The sequence below is a fragment of the Methanomicrobiales archaeon genome (assembly GCA_030019205.1).
Lineage (GTDB): Archaea > Halobacteriota > Methanomicrobia > Methanomicrobiales > JACTUA01 > JASEFH01.
The window spans coordinates 12,053-32,306 of the sequence record JASEFH010000020.1 but is presented as its reverse complement, the minus strand read 5'-3'; the positions used below and the strand labels follow the sequence as shown (position 1 = coordinate 32,306).

23 protein-coding genes are annotated in these 20,254 nt (G+C 64.4%); 16 read left to right on the top strand and 7 right to left on the bottom strand.

All coding sequences use genetic code 11. From position 1 onward, the window contains the following. Positions 1-36: 36 nt before the first annotated feature. Complete coding sequence (gene alaS / locus QMC96_10550; protein ID MDI6877195.1) at positions 37-2,787, top strand: alanine--tRNA ligase; 2,751 nt, start codon at positions 37-39, stop codon at positions 2,785-2,787. Beyond that, positions 2,780-3,397: a helix-turn-helix domain-containing protein gene (locus QMC96_10545; protein MDI6877194.1), complete on the top strand. Its 618-nt coding sequence runs from the start codon at positions 2,780-2,782 to the stop codon at positions 3,395-3,397. Before alaS ends, QMC96_10545 begins: the two co-directional genes overlap by 8 nt. 545 nt (positions 3,398-3,942) lie before the next feature. Here the strand turns inward: QMC96_10545 and hisH are convergent. Further along, on the bottom strand, positions 3,943-4,545 hold the full coding sequence (hisH, locus tag QMC96_10540) for an imidazole glycerol phosphate synthase subunit HisH (protein ID MDI6877193.1): 603 nt from the start codon (positions 4,543-4,545) through the stop codon (positions 3,943-3,945). Continuing rightward, positions 4,538-5,929, bottom strand: a complete 1,392-nt coding sequence (locus QMC96_10535; GenBank protein ID MDI6877192.1) for a phosphoadenosine phosphosulfate reductase family protein — start codon at positions 5,927-5,929, stop codon at positions 4,538-4,540. The genes hisH and QMC96_10535 overlap by 8 nt, the downstream gene beginning before the upstream one ends. Positions 5,930-6,265: 336 nt before the next feature. Between QMC96_10535 and QMC96_10530 the strand changes: the two genes are divergently transcribed. From QMC96_10530 to QMC96_10465, 14 genes are read left to right on the top strand one after another with little or no spacing between them, the layout of a single operon-like run. Continuing rightward, entirely contained in the window at positions 6,266-6,787 is a 522-nt protein-coding gene (locus QMC96_10530) for a Na+/H+ antiporter subunit E (GenBank protein ID MDI6877191.1), read from the top strand. Next, on the top strand, positions 6,784-7,041 hold the full coding sequence (locus tag QMC96_10525; protein MDI6877190.1) for a monovalent cation/H+ antiporter complex subunit F: 258 nt from the start codon (positions 6,784-6,786) through the stop codon (positions 7,039-7,041). The genes QMC96_10530 and QMC96_10525 overlap by 4 nt, the downstream gene beginning before the upstream one ends. Beyond that, the gene (mnhG, locus tag QMC96_10520; protein MDI6877189.1) at positions 7,041-7,400 is read left to right on the top strand and encodes a monovalent cation/H(+) antiporter subunit G; all 360 of its coding nucleotides are present in this window, start codon (positions 7,041-7,043) and stop codon (positions 7,398-7,400) included. The genes QMC96_10525 and mnhG overlap by 1 nt, the downstream gene beginning before the upstream one ends. Beyond that, positions 7,397-7,648 carry a DUF4040 domain-containing protein gene (locus tag QMC96_10515; protein ID MDI6877188.1) on the top strand — a complete coding sequence of 84 codons (252 nt, stop codon included), beginning with the start codon at positions 7,397-7,399 and terminating at the stop codon, positions 7,646-7,648. The genes mnhG and QMC96_10515 overlap by 4 nt, the downstream gene beginning before the upstream one ends. Continuing rightward, positions 7,645-7,974 (top strand): hypothetical protein, encoded by a 330-nt coding sequence (locus tag QMC96_10510; GenBank protein MDI6877187.1) that lies wholly within the window; start codon positions 7,645-7,647, stop codon positions 7,972-7,974. The genes QMC96_10515 and QMC96_10510 overlap by 4 nt, the downstream gene beginning before the upstream one ends. Continuing rightward, positions 7,928-8,431, top strand: coding sequence for an MnhB domain-containing protein (locus QMC96_10505; protein MDI6877186.1), 504 nt, complete (start codon positions 7,928-7,930; stop codon positions 8,429-8,431). Before QMC96_10510 ends, QMC96_10505 begins: the two co-directional genes overlap by 47 nt. Further along, complete coding sequence (locus QMC96_10500; GenBank protein ID MDI6877185.1) at positions 8,432-8,776, top strand: cation:proton antiporter subunit C; 345 nt, start codon at positions 8,432-8,434, stop codon at positions 8,774-8,776. It begins immediately after the preceding gene. Then, the gene (locus QMC96_10495; GenBank protein ID MDI6877184.1) at positions 8,773-10,347 is read left to right on the top strand and encodes a proton-conducting transporter membrane subunit; all 1,575 of its coding nucleotides are present in this window, start codon (positions 8,773-8,775) and stop codon (positions 10,345-10,347) included. The genes QMC96_10500 and QMC96_10495 overlap by 4 nt, the downstream gene beginning before the upstream one ends. 1 nt (position 10,348) lies before the next feature. After that, positions 10,349-10,696 carry a hydrogenase gene (locus QMC96_10490; protein ID MDI6877183.1) on the top strand — a complete coding sequence of 116 codons (348 nt, stop codon included), beginning with the start codon at positions 10,349-10,351 and terminating at the stop codon, positions 10,694-10,696. Then, positions 10,693-11,124: an NADH-quinone oxidoreductase subunit B family protein gene (locus QMC96_10485; GenBank protein ID MDI6877182.1), complete on the top strand. Its 432-nt coding sequence runs from the start codon at positions 10,693-10,695 to the stop codon at positions 11,122-11,124. Before QMC96_10490 ends, QMC96_10485 begins: the two co-directional genes overlap by 4 nt. Continuing rightward, entirely contained in the window at positions 11,121-11,747 is a 627-nt protein-coding gene (locus QMC96_10480) for an NADH-quinone oxidoreductase subunit C (GenBank protein MDI6877181.1), read from the top strand. The genes QMC96_10485 and QMC96_10480 overlap by 4 nt, the downstream gene beginning before the upstream one ends. After that, positions 11,734-12,978, top strand: a complete 1,245-nt coding sequence (locus tag QMC96_10475) for a nickel-dependent hydrogenase large subunit (protein MDI6877180.1) — start codon at positions 11,734-11,736, stop codon at positions 12,976-12,978. The genes QMC96_10480 and QMC96_10475 overlap by 14 nt, the downstream gene beginning before the upstream one ends. Next, positions 12,966-13,970: an NADH-quinone oxidoreductase subunit H gene (locus QMC96_10470; GenBank protein ID MDI6877179.1), complete on the top strand. Its 1,005-nt coding sequence runs from the start codon at positions 12,966-12,968 to the stop codon at positions 13,968-13,970. Before QMC96_10475 ends, QMC96_10470 begins: the two co-directional genes overlap by 13 nt. Further along, complete coding sequence (locus tag QMC96_10465) at positions 13,967-14,368, top strand: 4Fe-4S dicluster domain-containing protein (protein MDI6877178.1); 402 nt, start codon at positions 13,967-13,969, stop codon at positions 14,366-14,368. The genes QMC96_10470 and QMC96_10465 overlap by 4 nt, the downstream gene beginning before the upstream one ends. An 849-nt stretch (positions 14,369-15,217) precedes the next feature. On the opposite strand, the gene QMC96_10460 is transcribed toward QMC96_10465, so the two are convergent. The 5 genes from QMC96_10460 to QMC96_10440 form a co-directional block, all read right to left on the bottom strand. Next, positions 15,218-15,919, bottom strand: a complete 702-nt coding sequence (locus QMC96_10460) for a tetratricopeptide repeat protein (GenBank protein MDI6877177.1) — start codon at positions 15,917-15,919, stop codon at positions 15,218-15,220. A 322-nt stretch (positions 15,920-16,241) separates the two neighbouring features. Further along, positions 16,242-16,691 carry a hydrogenase maturation peptidase HycI gene (hycI, locus tag QMC96_10455; GenBank protein ID MDI6877176.1) on the bottom strand — a complete coding sequence of 150 codons (450 nt, stop codon included), beginning with the start codon at positions 16,689-16,691 and terminating at the stop codon, positions 16,242-16,244. A 206-nt stretch (positions 16,692-16,897) separates the two neighbouring features. Then, the gene (locus tag QMC96_10450; protein MDI6877175.1) at positions 16,898-17,983 is read right to left on the bottom strand and encodes a DUF354 domain-containing protein; all 1,086 of its coding nucleotides are present in this window, start codon (positions 17,981-17,983) and stop codon (positions 16,898-16,900) included. 52 nt (positions 17,984-18,035) lie between these two features. Continuing rightward, positions 18,036-19,064, bottom strand: a complete 1,029-nt coding sequence (locus QMC96_10445; GenBank protein ID MDI6877174.1) for a GNAT family N-acetyltransferase — start codon at positions 19,062-19,064, stop codon at positions 18,036-18,038. Then, positions 19,055-19,981 (bottom strand): polysaccharide deacetylase family protein, encoded by a 927-nt coding sequence (locus QMC96_10440; GenBank protein ID MDI6877173.1) that lies wholly within the window; start codon positions 19,979-19,981, stop codon positions 19,055-19,057. The genes QMC96_10445 and QMC96_10440 overlap by 10 nt, the downstream gene beginning before the upstream one ends. Positions 19,982-20,254 lie beyond the last annotated feature (273 nt).

Here is a 20,254-nt window from a genome sequence, read left to right as displayed (position 1 = left end):
CAAACGTTAATATAGGTGGTAAATCAGGGATTTTCCATGCTCGAAGAAGAATACCGGCTCGACTATTTCCGGGACCAGGGCCTCGTGCGGAAGGTCTGCCGATCCTGCGGCGCCGCCTTCTGGACCCGGAACCCGGAGCTTGCGATCTGCGGCGACGCTCCCTGCGAATCCTATCGCTTCATCGGGAATCCGGTCTTTGCACCGCATACGCTGGACGAGATGCGGGAAGCGTTCCTCTCCTTCTTCGAGCGGCATGGTCACGTACGGATCCCGCGCTACCCCGTGGCGGCGCGCTGGCGGGATGACATCTACCTGACGATCGCCTCCATCGCCGATTTCCAGCCCTACGTGACGAGCGGGGAGGTGCCGCCTCCGGCCAACCCGCTCACCATCTCCCAGCCATGCATCCGCCTGAACGATCTGGACTCCGTCGGGCGCTCCGGGCGGCACCTGACACTCTTCGAGATGATGGCCCACCACGCCTTCAATACCGACGAGAAGGAGATCTACTGGAAGAACGAGACGGTCGCGCTCTGCGATGAGTTTCTCGCCTCCATCGGGGCGGACCTTTCGCGGATCACTTACAAGGAACATCCCTGGATCGGTGGCGGGAATGCCGGCCCGAGCGTGGAGGTGCTGATCGGGGGCCTCGAGGTCGCCACGCTCGTCTTCATGTACCTGGGGCGTACGCCGACGGACTATCCACCTCTGGATCTCGGCGGCGAGCGCTACTACCCGATGCGGACGCGGGTGGTGGACACCGGCTACGGGCTGGAGCGGTTCGTCTGGGCATCGAGCGGCGCCCCCACTGTATACGATGCGGTCTTTCCGGAGATCGTCGGGCGGCTCCGCAGGTCGTCCGGGCTCGCCGACCGCCTGACGGACCGGGAGTACGAGCGAATCCTCTCTCTCTATGCCCGGCATGCCGGGCTGATGGACATATCGGGCGAGAAGATCGAGGTGCTCCGCCGGCGGGTGGCGGATGCGGCCGGGCTGGATCTCGAGACTTTCCACGCGCTGATCACACCGATCGAGCGGATCTACGCGATCGCCGATCACACCCGCTGCCTCGCCTACATGCTCGGGGACTGTATCGTCCCCTCGAACGTGCGGGAGGGCTACCTCGCCCGCCTGGTGCTCCGCCGCACCCTGCGGATGATGAACGAGGTGGCGCCCGAGGAGGACCTGGCGGATCTGATCGAGGTGCAGTTGCGGAAGGCGGACCTCGAATCGTTCGACCAGGACCTGGACGTGGTGCGCGAGATCGTGGCAAACGAGGTGGGGCGCTACAGGGAGACGCTCGCACGGGGGCGGCGCATCGTCCAGAAGGTGGCCGCGCAGTACCGGAAGCGGGACGAGGCGGTGCCGACGAAGGAGCTGATGATCCTCTACGACTCCCACGGCATCCCGCCGGAGATGGTCCAGGAGATCGCGGCGGAGGAGGGTGCCGAGGTGAATCTGCCCGCCAACTTCTACTCCCTCATCGCCGAGCTCCATTCCGCCGCCGCGGCGGCGGAGGAGGATCCGATGGCGAGGTACCGGGAGCGAGTGGCCCATCTCCCGCCGACGACGCTGCTCTACTACGAGCAGCCGGTCGACATGGAGTTCGAGGCGGTGGTGCTGGACTACTTCGACGGCTACGTCGTCCTAGACGCCACGCTCTTCTATCCCGAAGGGGGGGGACAGCCCTCCGACACCGGCACCCTGATCACGGCCGACAGCGTGGTGCGGGTGGAGTCCGCGATCAAGCTCGGGAATGTCGTCCTCCACCAGGTGCAGGGGGGCGTCCTGCAGCGGGGCGAACGGGTCAGGGGGATGATCGACGAGGAGCGGCGGCGCTCGCTGATGCGCCACCACACGGCAACCCATCTGCTTCTGCGGGCGGCAAAAGAGGTGCTCGGGAGCCACATACACCAGGCGGGCGCCCAGAAGGGGAGCGAGAGTTCGCGCCTGGATATCCGCCACTTCCGGCATATCACGCCCGAGGAGCTGAAGCGGATAGAGGTCGTTGCCAACCAGCTGGTGATGGCGGATCTGCCTGTCTACATCCGCTGGGAGGAGCGTGTGCGGGCCGAGCAGAAGTTCGGGTTCGACCTCTACCAGGGAGGGGTCCCGCCGGGACAGCTGATCCGGGTGGTGCAGGTGGACGGCGAGGTGCAGGCCTGCGCCGGGACGCACTGCAGGAGCTCCGGCGAGGTCGGCACCATCAAGATCATCCGGGTGGAGCACGTCCAGGACGGCGTGGAGCGGCTGGAGTTCGCCGCCGGAACAGCCGCCATCTACCACATGCAGAGGCAGGACGATCTGCTGGCAAGCGCGAGTGCGGCGCTATCAGTCCAGCCGGAGCACCTGCCGGCGGCGGCCCAGCGGTTCTTCAGCGAGTGGAAGGAGCGCGGCAAGGAGATCGAGCGTCTGCGGGAGCGGCTGGTCGAACTCACCGTGCAGCAGATGCTCGACAGGGCCGAGCACATCGGGGGCACGCCCGTCGTCGTGCGGACGGGCGAAGAACCGTCGTCCATGCGGGACCTGGTGCTGCTGGGGACCCGGATCGCGGAGAGCGGGGGGGTGGCCCTCCTCATCGGCGTGGACGAGCGGGTGAACGTGGTCGCGGCTTCGGGAGATCCCCGGGTGAACGCGGCCGAGATCGTCCGACCCGTCTGCGAGGCGGTCGGAGGCAGGGGAGGAGGCAACCCGCGGCTCGCGCAGGGGAGCGGTGCGGATGCCGGAGGGGTCGGCAGGGCCGGGGAGATGGGGCGGGCCCTGATCGAGGAGCGTCTCCATGGCTGAAAATCTGGTTGTGTTAAAGCCCGGCGACGACCGGGCGCAGAAGATCGCCAAGGCGATCTCGAGCAAGACGGCCAACGATATCCTGACGCTTCTGCGGGAGGGGGGGCATACCTCAAGCCAGATCGCCGAGAAACTCTCCCTCCCGATCACCACCATCCAGTACCACATGGAGAACCTGCTTGATGCGGAGATGCTGGAGGTGGTCGAGAAGCGATGGAGCCGCAAGGGGCGGGAGGTGAAGGTGTACGGGCTGCGCGACCAGCTTGTGATCGTGGCGCCGCAGGCAACGGATATCCGCTCCCTGCTCCTGAAGTACGCGTCGCTCTTCTGCTGCCTGGTGGCGGCGAGCATCGTCGCGTTTGCCGTTGCCTCCCTCATTCCCGGGGCGGATCTCGCGCCGCAGAACTTCGTGGAGAAGACGGCTGCGCCTTCAGAGGACCGGCTCCTGGGCGTGGCGGCCGCTTCCGAACCCGACGCCGCATCCCCGACTAATCCCTATCTATCCCTGATCCTGTCGTTCTTCGTCGGCGGCGTGGCGGTCCTGATCGCGCTCATCCTCTACGAGCTTCTGGTCCGCAGACGGGCGATCCGGTGGGCTGGATCGGTCTGAAATCAGGCTTCTTCATTTTTGAGAGTCCCCTATCGCAGGCGGGGATACGGTCATGCCACTGAAGCGGTTGCCATCCTCCCCTCAATCGTACGTTTGTATTGCGGCGCGGCAGGGTGCCTAGAGCGCACCCTCTCCCCTCGGGCTCCACCCAGGATTGCGATAGGGCCAGATCCTGTATGCGGTGTCTATAGGACGAGGTGTTGCCGTGTACAATGTCGATCTGAGTGCTTACCTCCCTTGGCGGCTATCGTTCTAGCGGGTTGGGGGTTCGGTGACGTAGCGCTCCCGGATCTGCCTCCCTTGTAGGGCATCGCACCAGCGGGGGTGGGGGTACAGGGGGGGTGCGCCCCCCTCCCCCTTCAAATCCCCCTCCCCCCAATGGTGCGATAGGCCTGGATTGGAGTAATCACGAAGATGATGCGCACTTCATGCCAATACGCGGATCAGCTGGCTTTCTCGTTATCGATTTTACGATCTGCCCAAGAGGGCTTGTCATACTGCGGGTTAGAATTGAGAAAACCGGATTGAAAAGAGGCGGGCCCAGATCACAGGAGATGGATGAAGTTCTCCAGGATCCGCAGCCCCGCGGATCCGCTCTTCTCCGGGTGGAACTGCACGCCGTAGGTCTGCCCACAGCGGACAGAGGATGCGAAGGGGAGGATGTACTCGGTGGTGGTGAGGGTATGGGCGGGAACGGTCTCCGCGTAGTAGGAGTGGACGAAGTAGACGTACTCGTCCCGAGAGAGCCCCTCGAAGAGAGGGTCGTCCTCCTCTACGTGGATGGTGTTCCAGCCCATGTGCGGCACCTTCATCCCGGCTGCCGACGGAAACCGCCGCACGCGTCCCGGAACCAGGCCCAGCCCGGCGTTGCGCCCGTGCTCCTCGCTCTCGTCCATCAGCATCTGCATTCCCAGGCAGATACCGAGGAGAGGCACGTCCCTTGATACCCGCACAACCGTCGACTTCAGGCATCCCAGCATCTCCATCCCCTCGCGGAACGCACCAACACCGGGGAGGACAATCCCGTCGGCCGCCTCAATGCAGTCCCGATCCGCGGTGACAACGACTCTTGCCCCGGCCCGCTCCAGCCCCCTCCTCACGCTCCGCAGGTTGCCGAGACCGTAGTCGACGATCGCCACCCTAGCCATGGGAACTCCCTCTGCGTTGCCGCCAGAGCCCCTCCCGCGACCACTCCGGCGGCAGGCCGCGGGACGCACGGTACGCCTCCAGCCGCTCCTCCCAGGACGACCAGAGATCGGGATGCAGCTCCCGGATCCGCTCTATCACGGCCATGTCGCTCGCCGGGCACATGAAGCAGCCGATCCGATCGAGCCCCTCCGCGTAGAGGCGGTTGTACGGGGCGTCCTGACTGAAGAGATAGAGCCATACGTGCAGGGCGGTCCAGTGCTGGAGAGGCGCCGCGGCCAGCTGCCGCGGGATCTTCGGGTTTCTCCATATCCTCCGTGAAGCGGCCCTTCTCACGGACTCGTACCTTCTCTGGCCGATGAAGGAGAGACATTCCCCGAAACGCTCCCCGATCAGCTCGTTCACCGGCGTGAGCTTGCAGACCGCGCAGCACCAGCGGGCGTCGATCGCCGGCGGCCCTTCGCGCTCGAAGAACTCCCAGAACTTCCCGCCGTGGCGGGCCACCTCCAGCGGAAGCCCGTACCGGGCCGCCACCTCCTCGACATTGGCGAGGGTCTCGGGAAACTCGAGACCGCTGTCCGCGAAGATCAGCGGGACCTTGCCGATCGCTTTGCAGACCACCAGCAGCACGGCGAGGCTGTCCTTCCCCCCCGAGTAGGAGACGCTGGGAGGCAGGGGGTGCTGTTCTGCCGTCTCCCGCACGAACTCGATCGCCTTCAGTTCGTACCCGGCGAGCACGGCGGCATTGGCCTCGACCGCCCTCTCCCAGCCGGCCGCACCGGGGATACAGGGTGTGGAGGTGTTCTTCCGCGTGCGCACGATGGCGCCGCGTTTCATCTCCCTCGCTTCTGCCGCCGGGAACCGGGCGCGCCCGACGCCGGCCGCCTCACCCGATCGCCCGATCAGGAAGACCTCGTCACCGGCGGCAACGGCGTCGTCGATGGCAACGAGCCCGGGAGCAAGGAGACTGGCACCTTCGCGGATGGAAGCGACGGCGCCGTCGTCCACCGTCACCACCCGCCGCGTGGGCTGCATCAGGGCGAGGGCGGAGACCCTCGGGATCGCCTCCCACCGTCCGATCTTCGGGAGGTAGCGGACGGCGCCGACAACGGCGCCCCCGACGATCACCTCCTCCATCCGATCCGCGTCCGGCACCTTGTTCAGCAGCGCAAGGTGACCCTCCGGAATCAGCGGAGCCCCGAAACAGTCGGCATAGATCCGGTTGATCGTCTCGACATCCGAGGGAAATGCCGGGCGGACGTCCCCCGGGGGGGTCAGGGGCACTTCGCGCGTTGCGCCCCCGCAGGAGCAGCGCCGCGCGAGAACCGGCACATGGCAGGCATCGCACCAGTGCAGGTGATTCTTCCCGAGAAAAGGGCGGTGCATCTCTTGGTAAATATGGGATCGGACAGATGATAACCTTGATCCTGCGGTTCCGGACTCCCGTCTCTGGATCGGATCGAACGCTTTTCCTGAGATCCGCCCGCGGGACAGGTCGGCGCGCCGGATGGCAACCGGACCGCTGTCTCGATACCGCTCTCCCAAACCTGGCAGGAAGCGATGATATGTTTTTAATTAGAAGAATATGTAATAATTAATCATGATAGACCGGACCGGCCGCATTCGAACAATCACGCTTTTGCTTTCAGCCGGTCCATCCTCTACTATCCGATGGATGTGAACTCGAACTATGGAGATACGTGAACCATTCAGGGTGAAGCCATGATTCCGTTTGTCGTGACGGCATTGTTTGCATTCCTGATCTACCTGCTGCTGGCGGCCGGCAGCGGCGATCTCCTCGTCTGGTCCCCGGCGGAACTGGCGATGGGGCTACTGCTGGCGCTGCTGGTCGCAGCGGCTTCCCGGACCTTCTTTGCGGGGAGGGGGGACTACCGGATGGCGAACCCGCTGCGGTGGCTTCTGCTTCTCTTCTACATCGTGCCCTTCTTCCTGGAGATGGCAAAAGCCAATCTGGACGTGGCCTACCGCGTCATCACCGGCCGCATCCGCCCGGGCATCGTGCGGGTGAGATCGGGTCTTGCGACGGATCTGGGTGCGGTCATGCTGGCGGACTCGATCACACTCACCCCGGGGACGCTCTCGGTGGACATCGACGAGACGAACGACCTCTTCATCCACGTCATCAACATCCCGCCGGGCGAGGAAGGGAAGGACATCGTCGAGGCCGGGGACCTCTTCACGTTCACCGACATCCCGGCCTGGATCCGGAGGATCGCCGAATGATCGACCCCTGGTTTTCGGCGGCGATGGTCATCGCCGCGTTCATCGCCCTTGCCACCATCCGCCTCGCCCGGGGGCCGACGGCAGCCGATCGAGCGGTCGCCCTGGACACAGTCAATACCTTCGTCGTCGCGATCCTGATCCTGCTCGGCGTCGCCTTCCAGCAGTTCATCTTCGTCGATGTGGCGATCGTCTACGCACTGCTCTCGTTCGTCTCCACCATCTTCATCGCCAAGTACCTGGGAGGCGAGCTGTAGTGGATCCACGGGACATCCTTCTGATCTCCCTGCTGGCCGTCGGGCTCTTCTTCAACGGGCTCGGTGTGCTCGGGCTCCTGCGGTTCCCGGACGTCTACACCCGCCTGCACGCGACCACCAAGGCGACCACCTTCGGTTCGATCTTCACATCCCTAACCGTGGTCGTCTACGGGCTCTACAACCTCTCTGCCTCGGCAGACGGGCAGTATCTCACCCTCGCCCTCCACACCCTGGTGGCGGTCTTCGCCCTCGCGATCACCAACGCCACGGGGGCGCATGCCATCGCCCGCGCCGCCCACCGCAGCGGGGTGCGCCCGAGCCCCGCGGTCGTGGACCGCCTTGCGGAGGTGAAGCGATGATCGAGACCGTCCTGCACCTTCTGGTGCTTATCGGACTCGCCGTCTCTGCGCTCCTGATCTACTGGTTCCGGGACCTTCTGGCCGCCGCCATCGCGGCGGGTCTCTTCAGCTTCCTGGTGTCGGTCGAGTTCTACATCCTTCAGGCGCCGGACGTTGCGATCGCTCAGGCCTCGATCGGGGCCGGCCTCACCACCGCAATCTTCATCGTCACCATCCGCACCGTCGGTCGGGAGGAGGGGAGTCCATGACCGCCAGAACCGTGGCGGTCGCGCTCACCATGCTGGTCCTGGCGGGCGCGTTCTTCTCAGTCGCGCTCCAGCTGGAGTTCGGGGATCCGCCTGCAGCGGACGTCGACGACTACTACATCGAGCACGGACAGGAGCAGACAGCAACCAACAACATCGTCACGGCGGTCGTCTTCGACTACCGTGGCTTCGATACGCTCGGCGAGGCAACCGTCCTCTTCACGAGCGTGCTCGGCGTCGGGATCCTCTTCCGCAGGTTGCTTGCCGGAGAGGAGCGCGAGAATGCTGAAGAAGGTGAAACGGGAGGCGAACCGCATGCAGATGAGTAAGATCGTCCGTACCGCGGCGAACCTGCTCTACCCTTTCGTCCTGACCTTCGGGTTCTACGTCATCATCCACGGCCACCTGACTCCCGGGGGCGGGTTCCAGGGCGGAGCGGTGATTGCCACCGGTACCGTGCTCGTGATCATCGCCCACGAGTACAGCGCCGTATCGAAACGGATCACAAAGGAGGGGATGAGCATCCGCGAGTCCTTCGGACTCCTCCTCTTCCTGGTATCTGCCCTCGCCGCGCTCGCCGTGGGCGGTGCGTTCTTCGCGAACTGGCTTGCGAACAGCGGTATCCTCCTGTTCGGCAATCCCGTGCCCGCAGGACCGAATCCCGGTGATCTGCTGACAGGCGGCGTCGTGCCCATCATGAACGTTGCCGTCGGGCTGGAGGTGTGGGGAGGACTCTCCCTGATCCTCCTCTACATGCTCTCCAGCGTCTCCAGGGGGGAATCCTGAATGCTTTACAACGTGCCTCTCATCACCGTGGCGCTGCTCGCCCTGATCGGGCTCTTCACGATTCTCACACGGAGGAACCTGGTGAAGATCCTGCTCGGGCTCACCGTGTTCGAGTCCTCGGTCAATCTCTTCCTGATCACCCTCGGCTACAGGGAAGGCGGCATTGCGCCGATCTACACGGGTGCCCCCTCCCCGTTCATGGTCATGCCCACGGTGCAGGCGCTGACGCTCACATCGATCGTGATCGGCGTGGCCACGAGCGCGATGCTCCTCTCTTTTGCGATCGTCATCTACCGTAGGTATGGAACCGTGGATACGGAGAAGATACGGAGGCTGCGCGAATGAACGGGGATCTGATCGTCCAGAACGCACCGGCGCTCCTTATCGCCGTGCCGCTCCTGGCGGCGTTTTCGATGCCCCTCGTCGGGAGAATCAGCCGCTTCGCCCGGAACCTCTGGGCGGTGCTGGCGATGGGGTTCACGGCCTTCTTTGCCGCCGTGCTCGCGTATGCCGTCTACACGACGGGGACCGTGATCTACGTCTTCGGGGCGGCAGCCCCGCATCTGGCCATCCCCCTGGACTCGGGCGGCATCCCGGTGCGGATCGTCTTCACTGTGGACGCGATGGGCGCTCTCATGGAGCTGATCGCCGCGATCGTCGGGCTGTCCGTGATCCTATACTCTCTCGCCGGCGACAGCGGACGCTCCCGCCTGGAGAGCTACTACACGCTCTTCCTGCTGATGATCACCGCGGTCTTTGGCATGGTCTCCACGGGCGACCTCTTCAACTTCTTCGTCTTCCTGGAGATCTCCGCCCTCGCCTCGTCGGCGCTCGTCGCCTACAGAATCGACCACGGGCGGGCGGTCGAGGCGGGGATCAAGTACGCCATCCTCTCCACCCTGGGCGCCCTCCTGGTGCTGGTGGCGGTCGGAATCTTCTACGGCCAGTACAATTTCCTGAACATCGCTGCCATCGCTTCCCGGATGCAGTATACGCTGCTGGACGAGATCGCCCTGGCGCTGCTGGTAGGCGCGCTCGCCATGAAGGCGGGAGCGGTCCCGATGCACTTCTGGACGCCGGACGCCTACTCCATGGCACCCTCCTCTGTCACCGCGATGCTGGTCGTGACCAGCCAGGCCAGCCTCTACGGCCTCTTCCGCGTCATCTTCAGCCTCTACAACATCACCCTGAACGCATCCACCGTCGGCTGGATCATCATCGTCCTCGGCGTGCTCTCCATGGTGGTGGGCGTGACGATGGCGCTGCCGCAGAAGGACGTCAAGCGGCTCATGGCCTACCACGCGATCTCCCAGACCGGCTACATGCTTCTCGGCGTCGGCGTGGGGATCGCTGTCCTCAACGATCCGGCAGCGCTCTCCGCGTTCGGTTTCACGGCGATGTCGGGCGGGATCTTCCACATCTTCAACCACGCGATGTACAAGGGGCTGCTCTTCCTGACCGCGGGGGCGATCATCCACCGCGTCGGCCACCAGGACATGAACCGTATGGGCGGTCTCGGGCACACGATGCCGTTCACCATGGTCTTCTTCATCATCGGCGCGCTCGCCATCGCGGGTATTCCGCCGTTCAACGGGTTTGCCTCGAAACTTCTCATCTACGAGTCGGTCTTCCTCTTCAACCCGCTCCTCTCCATCATCGCGATGGTTGTGTCGGTACTTACCCTGGCCTCGTTTGTCAAGGTGTTCCACTCAATCTTTATGGGGCCGCGGCTCCCAGAGTACACGGAGGCAGAGGAAGTTCCGCTGTCCATGCTCGTCGGTATGGGGATCCTGGCGGCGGTCGTGATCGTCTTCGGGATCTTCCCGGAGGTGGTGGTGAACGTGCTGATCGAGCCGGCCGCCCGCGCCCTGGTGGACCAGGGGGGCTACATCGCCGCTGTGCTGGGAGGTGCGTGAGATGGCTCTGGAGACCGCGCTCGAGACCGGCTACGGGTTCTGGGACCCCCTGGTCTGGATCCTCGCCGTCGCGATCGCCGCTGCCGTCGCCTACCTGATCTGGCGGGCAGGGGAGGAGGGCTACAAGCGGGGAACCGCCCAGACCGAGGCATTCCTCTCCGGGAACGTCCAGCCGGAGAAGGGAGCCATCCACGTCCGGGCGGGAAATCTCTACTGGGGGTTTTTAGAGGCCCTGGCGCAGTACTACCGGCGGACTGTCCCCGTTCATACGGGCGTGCTGAACGACTACGTGCTCTGGTTCCTCGGGATCACGGCACTCATCATAGTGATCATAGGGCTGATGCCATGAAATCTCTGCGATCGTTCAAGAAATCGCTATGGGTCTACCATTTCAACTCGGGCTCCTGCAATGGATGCGAGATCGAGATCGTCGCTGCAATCACGCCCCGCTACGATCCCGAACGGTTCGGGATCCGGCTGGTGGGGTCCCCGCGGCACGCCGACGTGATGCTCGTCACCGGACCCGTGACCCGCAAGATGGAGCCGAGGCTCCGCCGCGTATACGCCCAGATGCCCGATCCGAAAATGGTGGTGGTGGTGGGTGTCTGCGGGTCATCGGGGAGCCCGTTCTACGAGTCCTACAACCTTGTCGGCCCCGTGGATCAGGTGATTCCCGTGGACGTCTACGTGCCGGGCTGCCCGCCGCGGCCGGAAGGGATTCTCTACGGCGTGGTGAAGGCGGTCGAGAAGCTGGAGCAGCTGGAGGGGAAGGCATGAGAGAGAGAGTCCAGGAACCGCAGGAGATCCTTGAGGTTTTCCAGAAGCGGTTCGGCACGGGCATCCGCAGCGCCGAGATCCGGGAGTATCGCTACGGACGGAAGAAGAACGCCAACCGCGAGATCTGGATCCGGGTCGATCGCTCGATCTTCCGCGACCTGATCTCGGCGCTGGTTGCGATCGACTACCCTCACCTCGGGGTGATCTCCGGCGCGGACAACGGCGAGGAGGTGGAGCTCATCTACCACCTCTTCATCTACTACGGGGAGCACCTGCGGGAGACGGCGGTGAACATCGGGGTCTCGCTCCCGAAGTCCGACCTGACGATCCCGACAATCACCGATATCATCCCGGGCGCCCTCACGAGCGAGCGGGAGAAGCAGGAGATGCTCGGGGTGACGGTGGAAGGGATACCCGATGCAAGGCGGCTCTTCCTGCCGGACGATTTTCCCGCCGGTGTGTACCCCTGGAGAAAGGACGCGAGCGGCGTCCCCGATGAGATGGTGAAAAACCTCTCGGAGGTGGGCAGGCCCGCCTACCGGGAGGCGCACAGGCCCGTGGTGGAGCCGGGCGGCGGGGTCTGCGAGACCTGTGCCGGGGAGGGGGAGCATGGCAGCAAGTGACAGGAAGAAAAAATCCTTAATCAACGTCCCCATCGGGCCGGCGCACCCCGCACTCAAGGAACCGGTCCAGTTCACCTTCCAGATGGACGGGGAGCGGATCGAGAAGGTGGACTACGCGCCGGGGCAGGCGCACCGCGGGATCGAGTGGATGGGGATGCGGAGGAACCCCATCCGCACCCTATACCTCTCCGAGCGCATCTGCGGGATCTGCGGCATCTCCCACTCCTTCGCCCTCTGCCAGGCGGTGGAGAAGATCGCGGGGATCGAGGTGCCGGAGCGGGCGCAGTACATCCGCACCATCATCGCCGAGCTGGAACGGATCCACTCCCACCTCCTCTGGGCGGGAGTCGCCGCCCACGAGCTCGGGTTCGACTCGCTCCTCTTCCTCTCCTGGCGGGAGCGGGAGGACGTGATGGATCTGCTGGAGTACATCTCCGGCAACCGCGTGAACTACGGGATGAACCAGTTCGGCGGCGTGCGGCGGGACATCACGCCTGAGCAGTACCCGCGGGTGAGGCAGTCCCTCGAGCACTACCGCAGTATCTTCGACCACCTGGCGACGCTGTTCCTGAAGGACACGACGATCCAGCTCCGCACGCGGGACACCGGCATCCTGACAAAGGAGGACGCGCTCCGGCTCTGCGCCGTGGGCCCGAGCACCCGCGCCTCCGGGGTCAAGAAGGACGTGCGGCAGGACTTCCCCTACGCGGCGTACGCGGATCTGGACGTCCACGCGATCACGCCGGACGAACTGACGGGCGAGGTGCGGGGGGACGTGTACGACCGCATCGTGGTGCGGCTCCTGGAGGTCGCCCAGTCGGTTGAGATCATCGATCAGTGTCTGAAGGACATGCCGGAGGGAGAGATCCTGGCGGAGCGGAAGATTCCGAAGCTTCTGGCAACCCTGCGGAAAGCGAAGGGCGAGGCGATCGGGCGCGTGGAAGCGCCGCGGGGCGAGGACATGCACTACGTGCGGATGGCCGGCAAGGAACCGCTCGATATCTGGAAGGTGAAGGCGTCCACCTACAGCAACATCATGTCCTGGGTGCCGATGCTGGAAGGGGAGCAGATCGCGGATATCCCGATCGTCGTCGCCTCGATCGATCCCTGCCTATCCTGCACGGATCGGGTCGCGATCGTGCAGGACGGCAGGAAAGAGATCCTCACGCGGGACGACCTGCACCGTCTCTCGGTCGAGAAGACGCGGAGGCTGGAACGATGCCGCTCGTGACCGAGATCGTGCTGACCGTGGGGGGCATCCTCGCCGTCACGGTCTTTGCCATCGTCGTCGGGCTCCTCTACCTTGGGATCGACCGAAAGATCACCGCCCACATGCAGGCCCGCATCGGCCCGCCCGTCACCCAGCCCTTCACGGACGTGGCGAAACTGCTCACGAAGGAGAGCATCGTGCCGGGGGACTCCATACCGCTCCTCTTCAACATGGCCCCGCTGATCGCCCTCGCCGGGGGGATCGCGATTCTGTTCTACCTGCCCATCGGGGGCTTTCCTCCGCTGCTCGGGGGGAGCGGGGATCTGGTCCTCGTCATGTACCTGCTCACGGTGCCGGCGCTCGCGATGGTCGCAGGCGGGTTCGCTTCCGGCTCCCCCTACGCGACGGTAGGGGCGCAGAGGGAGATGGTGACGATGATGGCCTACGAGCTGCCCATCGCCATCATCGTCATCGCGATCGCATGGCGGCTCGCCGTTGCGGGTGTTGCGCTCCCGTTTGCGCTCACCACGATCGCCGCCAACCCCCTCTGGGGGGTGCTCGGGCCGCTCGGCATCGTCGGCTTTGCGATCCTCCTGCTGGTGCTCCTGCTTGTGACGCCGGCCGAAGTATCCCGCATCCCCTTCGACACCCCGGAGGCGGAGACGGAGCTGGCGGGCGGGCTTCTCGTCGAGTACTCCGGGCGGAACCTCGCACTCTTCCAGATCGCCCACGGGGTGAGGACGATCGCCATCTCCGCCCTGGTGGTGGCGCTCTTCTTCCCGTATGCGATCGCGCCGGTGCTCGGTATCGGCGGCATCGCCGCCGGGATCGCGGACACCCTCTTCTTCCTCGCGAAGCTCTTTGCCGTGATGTTCGTCTCCATCAGTCTGATCCGGGTGGCGGCAGCCCGTCTGCGGATTACCCAGGTGGTCTCGTTTTACTGGACCTACCTCGGCGGGCTCGGCATCCTGGGTCTCGCCCTCATCGTGCTGGATGCGGGGGTGCTGCTGTGAGATTTCCGATGGTCGCCGAGCTTCTGAGGCAGCTCTTCCGGAAGCCGGCCACGAATCCGTTCCCGGCGAAGTACCTGCCGCCGTCGATGACCCAGTTCCTGCAGAAGGCGTCCCGGGGGGAGGCGGCGATCCACCCGCCGGTGGAAGTCCCGCCGCAGTATCGCGGGAAGCTGGCGAAGGTGGGCGAGGAGTGCACGGGCTGCGGTCTCTGCGTGCGGATCTGTCCGGGCAACGCGATCGAGCTCGTCCCGGAGACCAAGCAGATCCGGATCTACATACCTTCTTGCGTCTTCTGCGGGCAGTGCACCGAGATCTGCCCCAAGGGCGGCCTCGCGATGAGCGAGATCTTCCTCCTCGCCGACACCGACCGCTACTCCGCGAATCTTGTCGTGGAATAGAGCCTATCCCCTCCCGCTGTCGGGCGGGGGTCTTCCTATTCCCTCCGGAATGTGCAGCAGGATACCGGGGCTGTCCACCCCCCGTATTCCCCACCTTCTTCCGCGGAGCGGTGCCGTTGCATCGACTTCCGATCGGGATAGATGCACGGATTCCGCCCATCGCACTGCAGGGGGAAGCAAGGATGCGAGAGGGCGGAGCGACGCTGCTCAACTCCCCTGGCGCAGGGCGGCGGCATGCCACCTCCGCGGGGTATGATAGAGAGGGCGGAGATTCTCGAGACCCTTCAGCCCCCGTGCGATTGGGCCGGTCTCCCGCGGCAAGGAGTCTGACGCACCGGGCTCTGCCAGGACACCGCGTGCCGAGATCGCTGAAGATAGATGGTCAGCACAGGGAAGGGGCATCTGTCGGATTCGCATGGATCTCCCGGCGACGATTGTACAGCGGGGAAGGGGAGGGAGTCGTGGCCTGTACCGGACATCTTCCCCGGATCTCGCAGCAGCGGGACCCCCTCCCTCCTTGCCCCCGCTCTTGGGTGCGAGAGGCCTGGATCAGGGCGGCGGATGTTCCTGCGCATCAGGCTTCGATCGAGCATCGGAGCGCAGAGACAGATCGGGGGAATCAGTATCCCTGCCTCTTTCGCAACGCAGCCGCGAACCGAAGGGATGGCCGCAATTCCCTTCAGCCCCCCGATGGGGTGAAATCAGGCAGAAATCAGCAGGAAAATGGAGAAACCCGACGGCCTGCAGCGGGATCTGCCACAGGACGAAAATCCAAGCAACATGCCGCAGGCTCGGGCTCCCCGAAGAGAGGGCTGATGGTTCTGCCCCCGCCCTTTCGGAAGACGAAATTTATTTATCTCCCAGGGTGAGCCGCCCGGGAGGAATACCGGCAGATTCCTGCGCCCTCCTCCTGCGCCTCCGGAGGGCTTCGCCCCTCGCACTGCAGCGTTCTCCCTCATCTCTCTCGCCCAGCTCCTTCAGGCAGGAGCCTTTCCGGATCCAGGCTTCGGCGTAATCGGGATCTGCCTCGATCGCCCGATCGAAACTGGAGGATGCCTCTCTGTACCTGCCCAGCTTCTCCAGCGCGATCCCTCTGTTGCACCAGGCGGCCGTATATCTTGCATTTACCTCGAGCGCATGCTCGAAGCATCGGACGGCTTCTCCGAACCTCTCCAGGTGCATGAGGCACACACCCCACCGGTTCCAGGCACCCGTGTACCCGGGATCGATGCCGGTAGCTTTCGCGTAGCATGCGATGGCGTCCGAGTAGCTGCCTGTCCGTGCATAGCACGTACCCTTGATGAACCAGGCCAGCGGGAAGCTGTCGCATGCGGTGAGGAGATCGTCGCAGCACGCGATCGCCTCCGGGTATCGCCCCGCGTTCATCAGCCGTTTTCCGCGGTTGAGGAGGCTGCGGCATTCATTGCCTGCCTTCTCCGCCGCACCTCCCGCACTTCCGCCGGGGGCCCCCCGGATTGGCGCGTGAAGGCAGGCGCTCTTCCGCAGCCTTCTTGAGACCGATGCGAAAATGCCATCTATCAGATCGGACATGCACCCCCCTCCGATAGCAACTGCAGACTCACATCAGGTCCTCTCTCGGGATCACAATGGCATTCTGCATGGCAGATGGAATACTATAAAGGGCTGCTTTAGGCCCTGTTAAGGCATAAATGTTTCCCAATACCCGGCACTTCTGCAGAGAGATTCCCGCGGAAGGGGAATCCAAAGGAGAGAGGGAGTCGTGCGCCGTTCATTTCGGGCGGCCAGCCTGTCCGCAGGCGGAGCCAAACCCCCTCTGAGGGCAAGCCCGCCGCTACGGAGCAGGGACGGCCTCGCGGATTGCGGCAGAGCCGCATCGTTCGGATAGAAGGGTTCATGCGGTCTCTAGAGCGGGGATCGCATCCAGATCCCCGCTCGAGATGACATCAACGAGCCTCCGCACCCCCGCCCGGACCTCGGGCGACAGCCCGCCCGCACAGCCGATCGCGGCGGGCTGGATGCCCACAAAGACGATCTCGCCGGCGGCATCCGCCAGGAACTCCATCAGGAGGGAGAGGGGCATGTGGTGCGTGCTGAAAGCGACGCGTTCCACCCGATCCATCCCGATCCTTCGGAACTCCCCCGGCGGGACGCCCATCTCCGCCGCGTCCACCAGCAGCAGCACCTCCGGGTGCAGCCTGCGCACCACCGGGGTACAGTTCTCCGGGACCGTGCCGCAGTTGACGGCCACCCAGCCGGGCGCCTGCAGTATGTCCGCCACGAACGTGCCCGCTCCGTCGTCTCCCCGCAGGGGATTGCCGATACCCATGAGCATCTTCACCATGCCGGATCAGGTATCGCCCGCCCGCCGCATTACGGTTGCTGCGCCCTCTCCGGCATCGCCGCATTCCGGACCCCCGTCGCAATCTGCCGCTGACCGGGAGCCTCTCCATGGGTCGATCCTGAATCCTGTGCGGGCGGCAAACGGGATTGCCCTGCTCTCCCTGATAGCCGTTCCGTGGCTGCAGGATCCCGATCCGGGGCTGTCCCTCATCGCATGCAGGGGGCGACGGCAAACTGGCGACCGGGATGGTCCCGCATGATCCCGAAGGACTCGGGGTAGTTCTCGATGAACCAGACCATGAATGCCGTGATATCGATCTTCTCGGCGAGCAGCCTCCTCCGCTTCTCCGCACACTCCCGCCGGAGATCTTCCCGCTCCAGGAGTCGGAGAGCCGTATCCAGTGCCGCCTCTTCGGAGACGTGGCGGTAGACCAGCCCGTACCGCTCCTCCAGCTCCTGGTGGTTGCCCAGGTTTCCCGCCACCGAGGAGACGTAGATGGCAGGTGTCCCGAGGACCGCCGCCTCGGTCGCAGTCGTCGCCCCTTCCCCGATGTAGAGGTCGGCATGGGCGAGGAGGTCGTGCAGCCGCTCCGGAGGCGATCTCGAGCGGAACCTCCCCAGGCTCTTCGGAAGTGGAGTCTCCGACGTGACGATGACCCGCCCCTGCCGCTCGAGCCTCTCCAGCAGCTTCGTCCTGTCCCGGATCCCCCTCTGCCCGATATCGTGCGTCGCCGTCCAGGAGACGAACCGCACCACGCAGAACGGTTCGCCCCTCTCCAGCCCTTCCATCTCCAGCACGGCCGGATCGGGGCGGAAGTAGCGGGGGTGCAGGTAGGCGAGCTCCTTGTAGCTCTCCACGCGGATGTGCTTATCTCCGTAGTCGCCGCGGAAGCAGGCGGGCGTCACGACGGCATCGCTGAAGGGCACGAAGAGGAGCTGCTGCTCACGGGCCAGTTCCGTATCCGTGAACTGGACGCAGGGTTTTCGGAGCACCCTCGCTACATGGGCGCCTTCGATCATCGCAAACCCATATAAGATGTCGGGATCGAACCTCTTCACCTCCCGATAGAGACGCAGGTCGATCAGCGGCAGATGGAGCAGCTTCTGTAGCGGTGTATTGCCGTAGAAGCCCAGATCCGTGTAGGAGATCCCGAAGCGATCCAGCAGGTGCAGCGAGATGTCCTTGTTGAGCGCTGTCAGGATCAGGTCGTGGCCCCGCGCCTGCATCTGGAGGATGAAGTTTCTCATGAAATGCACCTGGCCGGGCGTGTACACCTGCAGCGCGATCCTCATCCGTTCCCCTCACCGGCAGATCCCTGCGGCGATTCCGATCCGCGCATGCCCCTTACACGATCCATCGCCGCAGCTCCGGCCCCAGGATTCGTGCGGCCACCAGGGGAACCCGGCTCCAGACCTTTGCCAGACGCCCATACTCCGCCTGCGGCATCCCTCCACCTGCGCCCGCCGGGTAGACCCAGTGACGGAGGGGCACGTCCCGGGCACCCCACCGCGTCTTGAAGGCGTGGATCCCGGAGCCCTGCAAGCTCCGCCCGAAATCGAAGGAGCGGTATCCCCTCTCGATCGCCTCCTGGATTGCGTGCCAGTAGATGAAGTTGTTCGGAGCGGACGTGCGGTACTCCCAGCGGCTCACCGCCCATCCCGAGACGAGGGTCTTCCGCATGCCGAGGAGGAAGAGAGCGGCAACGGGCGTGTCGCCCTTCCACGCCTCCGCGATCAGGATCCCGTCCCCGAACTCCTGCAGGAGGGCGGAGAAGAGTGCGGGCGGATGGGGCGGGGTCCCCAGACGCTGCATGGTCTCGAGGTAGATGTCGTAGAACCTGGCCACGCCGGCGGAGTCGGACGAGAACTTTGCGGCATAGTCTGCTCTCTCCCCCTTCCGGATGGCGGTGCGGCATGTCTTGTCCATCGCGCCGAGGATCCGATCCGGGCCGGGCGAGAGATCCAGGATGGAGGTGCAGTAGCCGTTCCGGCTCCCGAAACCCTCCGGCGGGGCGCCGTCTCCGACGTGCCGCAGCTCGATCGACATGCCCCGAGAGGCCATTCTCTTCAGTTCTTCCAGGAAGGCGTCGGATACGGCTGCATTCCGGCAGTATATGCCACCGTAGGGGGCGTATGGGAGCGACACCAGTCTCGGGCCGGAGAAGGGCGATCGAACCTGGAAGAGGGGGAGGATCCCGATCATCTCCCCGCTCCCGTCCTCCGCGTAGAGGTAGAGAGGTTGGTGGCGGTAGACCCCCTCCACGACATTTCTCCAGCCGATCTGCGTGAAGAACGTCGTCTCCTCATGGGAGCGGACGAACCGCTCCCACTCCTCCTCCCGCCCCGGCTCGAGGGGGCGTATCCCTACTCGCATACGGCTTCCCCGCACAGCTCGAACAGGGGCTTCTTCTTCACGCCGTTGGTGCCTCTCAGAATCTGCATGAGGCGCCTCTCCACGAGATCCCCCTTGATCGCCCAGTAGAGCGGCCGGCCCCTGCCGACTCTCGGAAACTTCTCCCGTGATATGTCCAGCGGGTGGAAGTAAAACACGGTATGCCCTCGCTTCAGGCTCTGCCGCAGCCCTTCCAGGATCATCCGGCTCCCGAGAAAGCGGAGTACGGGCCCCCCCGACGCAGGTATCTTCACGCCCCCCACATCCCAGTAGGCAAACGGAAACTCGATGAAATCTCTGTCTCCCCCCCGGTCCAGGGAATGGGGACGGGGTGTGTAGGGGCAGGACGTGACCCCGATCAGGCGGGAGTCGGTCTTGTTGTAGAGGGAGTTGACTGATACCGATGCGTCGTACCGGAACCCCAGTTTCTCGAGGGAATCGACCATCCAGCCGCTCACGAGGGCGTTGGGAGCGCGGTAACCGTATACCTGCTCCCCGATCGCCGTCTCGATGAGATGTTTGGCGTCTTTTGTCCTCGCCTCGAACTCCGCCGCGCTCATCAGGGGCGACTTCGTCTGCGGATCGATCTTGCAGGCATGCGAGAGTCCGTGCACGGCAATCTCGTGCCCCTGTTCGCAGATGCATTCGATCAGGCCCGGATAGTGGCGCACGACGTCGGCCACAACGAAGAAGGTGGCAGTGACGTTGCAGGTATCGAGGATTCCCAGCACCTTCCGGACCGAATCGGTGAGGTAGTCGTATCGTCCGTTCCACTTCTGATAGAACTCCGATGCGTCCCGGAACTGAGAGAAAGGCGAACCGGTCACCGACGGAATGTGGTACCAGTCTTCGATATCGACGGTTACGGCAAGCGAATTTCCGTTGAATCCTGTGCTCATGCGATCGCCTGGTCTGCCATGTCTGGACTCTGATTTTCTGTATTCCTATAAAATTGTTTTCCCGGTGCGGCTGTCTTCCGGTCGGTTTCGGGCTCGGGGTGTGCATTGTCGGGCTTTAAGGATTGCGCTGAGGTTGGAAAGAGAAGGTATCGGAGAAATTTTTAAATTCATGGAATCTCCTTCAATCCGGTATCCGGACAGGCCGGGACGCCGTCCTGGCAGCCGCCCAGCGATCTCCCGACTTCCGGGACGGTACCGGGGGAGCGTTCTCAG

Bases quoted from the DNA above. Each gene is read 5' to 3' on its own strand.
- QMC96_10440 (MDI6877173.1), bottom strand. From the start codon at position 19,981: ATGAGCACAGGATTCAACGGAAATTCGCTTGCCGTAACCGTCGATATC.
- alaS (MDI6877195.1), top strand. From the start codon at position 37: ATGCTCGAAGAAGAATACCGGCTCGACTATTTCCGGGACCAGGGCCTC.
- QMC96_10545 (MDI6877194.1), top strand. From the start codon at position 2,780: ATGGCTGAAAATCTGGTTGTGTTAAAGCCCGGCGACGACCGGGCGCAG.
- QMC96_10470 (MDI6877179.1), top strand. From the start codon at position 12,966: ATGCCGCTCGTGACCGAGATCGTGCTGACCGTGGGGGGCATCCTCGCC.
- QMC96_10485 (MDI6877182.1), top strand. From the start codon at position 10,693: ATGAAATCTCTGCGATCGTTCAAGAAATCGCTATGGGTCTACCATTTC.
- QMC96_10450 (MDI6877175.1), bottom strand. From the start codon at position 17,983: ATGAGGATCGCGCTGCAGGTGTACACGCCCGGCCAGGTGCATTTCATG.
- QMC96_10535 (MDI6877192.1), bottom strand. From the start codon at position 5,929: ATGCACCGCCCTTTTCTCGGGAAGAATCACCTGCACTGGTGCGATGCC.
- QMC96_10480 (MDI6877181.1), top strand. From the start codon at position 11,121: ATGAGAGAGAGAGTCCAGGAACCGCAGGAGATCCTTGAGGTTTTCCAG.
- QMC96_10505 (MDI6877186.1), top strand. From the start codon at position 7,928: ATGCTGAAGAAGGTGAAACGGGAGGCGAACCGCATGCAGATGAGTAAG.
- QMC96_10475 (MDI6877180.1), top strand. From the start codon at position 11,734: ATGGCAGCAAGTGACAGGAAGAAAAAATCCTTAATCAACGTCCCCATC.
- QMC96_10460 (MDI6877177.1), bottom strand. From the start codon at position 15,919: ATGTCCGATCTGATAGATGGCATTTTCGCATCGGTCTCAAGAAGGCTG.
- QMC96_10515 (MDI6877188.1), top strand. From the start codon at position 7,397: ATGATCGAGACCGTCCTGCACCTTCTGGTGCTTATCGGACTCGCCGTC.
- hycI (MDI6877176.1), bottom strand. From the start codon at position 16,691: ATGGTGAAGATGCTCATGGGTATCGGCAATCCCCTGCGGGGAGACGAC.
- QMC96_10510 (MDI6877187.1), top strand. From the start codon at position 7,645: ATGACCGCCAGAACCGTGGCGGTCGCGCTCACCATGCTGGTCCTGGCG.
- QMC96_10495 (MDI6877184.1), top strand. From the start codon at position 8,773: ATGAACGGGGATCTGATCGTCCAGAACGCACCGGCGCTCCTTATCGCC.
- hisH (MDI6877193.1), bottom strand. From the start codon at position 4,545: ATGGCTAGGGTGGCGATCGTCGACTACGGTCTCGGCAACCTGCGGAGC.
- QMC96_10525 (MDI6877190.1), top strand. From the start codon at position 6,784: ATGATCGACCCCTGGTTTTCGGCGGCGATGGTCATCGCCGCGTTCATC.
- QMC96_10445 (MDI6877174.1), bottom strand. From the start codon at position 19,064: ATGCGAGTAGGGATACGCCCCCTCGAGCCGGGGCGGGAGGAGGAGTGG.
- QMC96_10530 (MDI6877191.1), top strand. From the start codon at position 6,266: ATGATTCCGTTTGTCGTGACGGCATTGTTTGCATTCCTGATCTACCTG.
- QMC96_10490 (MDI6877183.1), top strand. From the start codon at position 10,349: ATGGCTCTGGAGACCGCGCTCGAGACCGGCTACGGGTTCTGGGACCCC.
- QMC96_10500 (MDI6877185.1), top strand. From the start codon at position 8,432: ATGCTTTACAACGTGCCTCTCATCACCGTGGCGCTGCTCGCCCTGATC.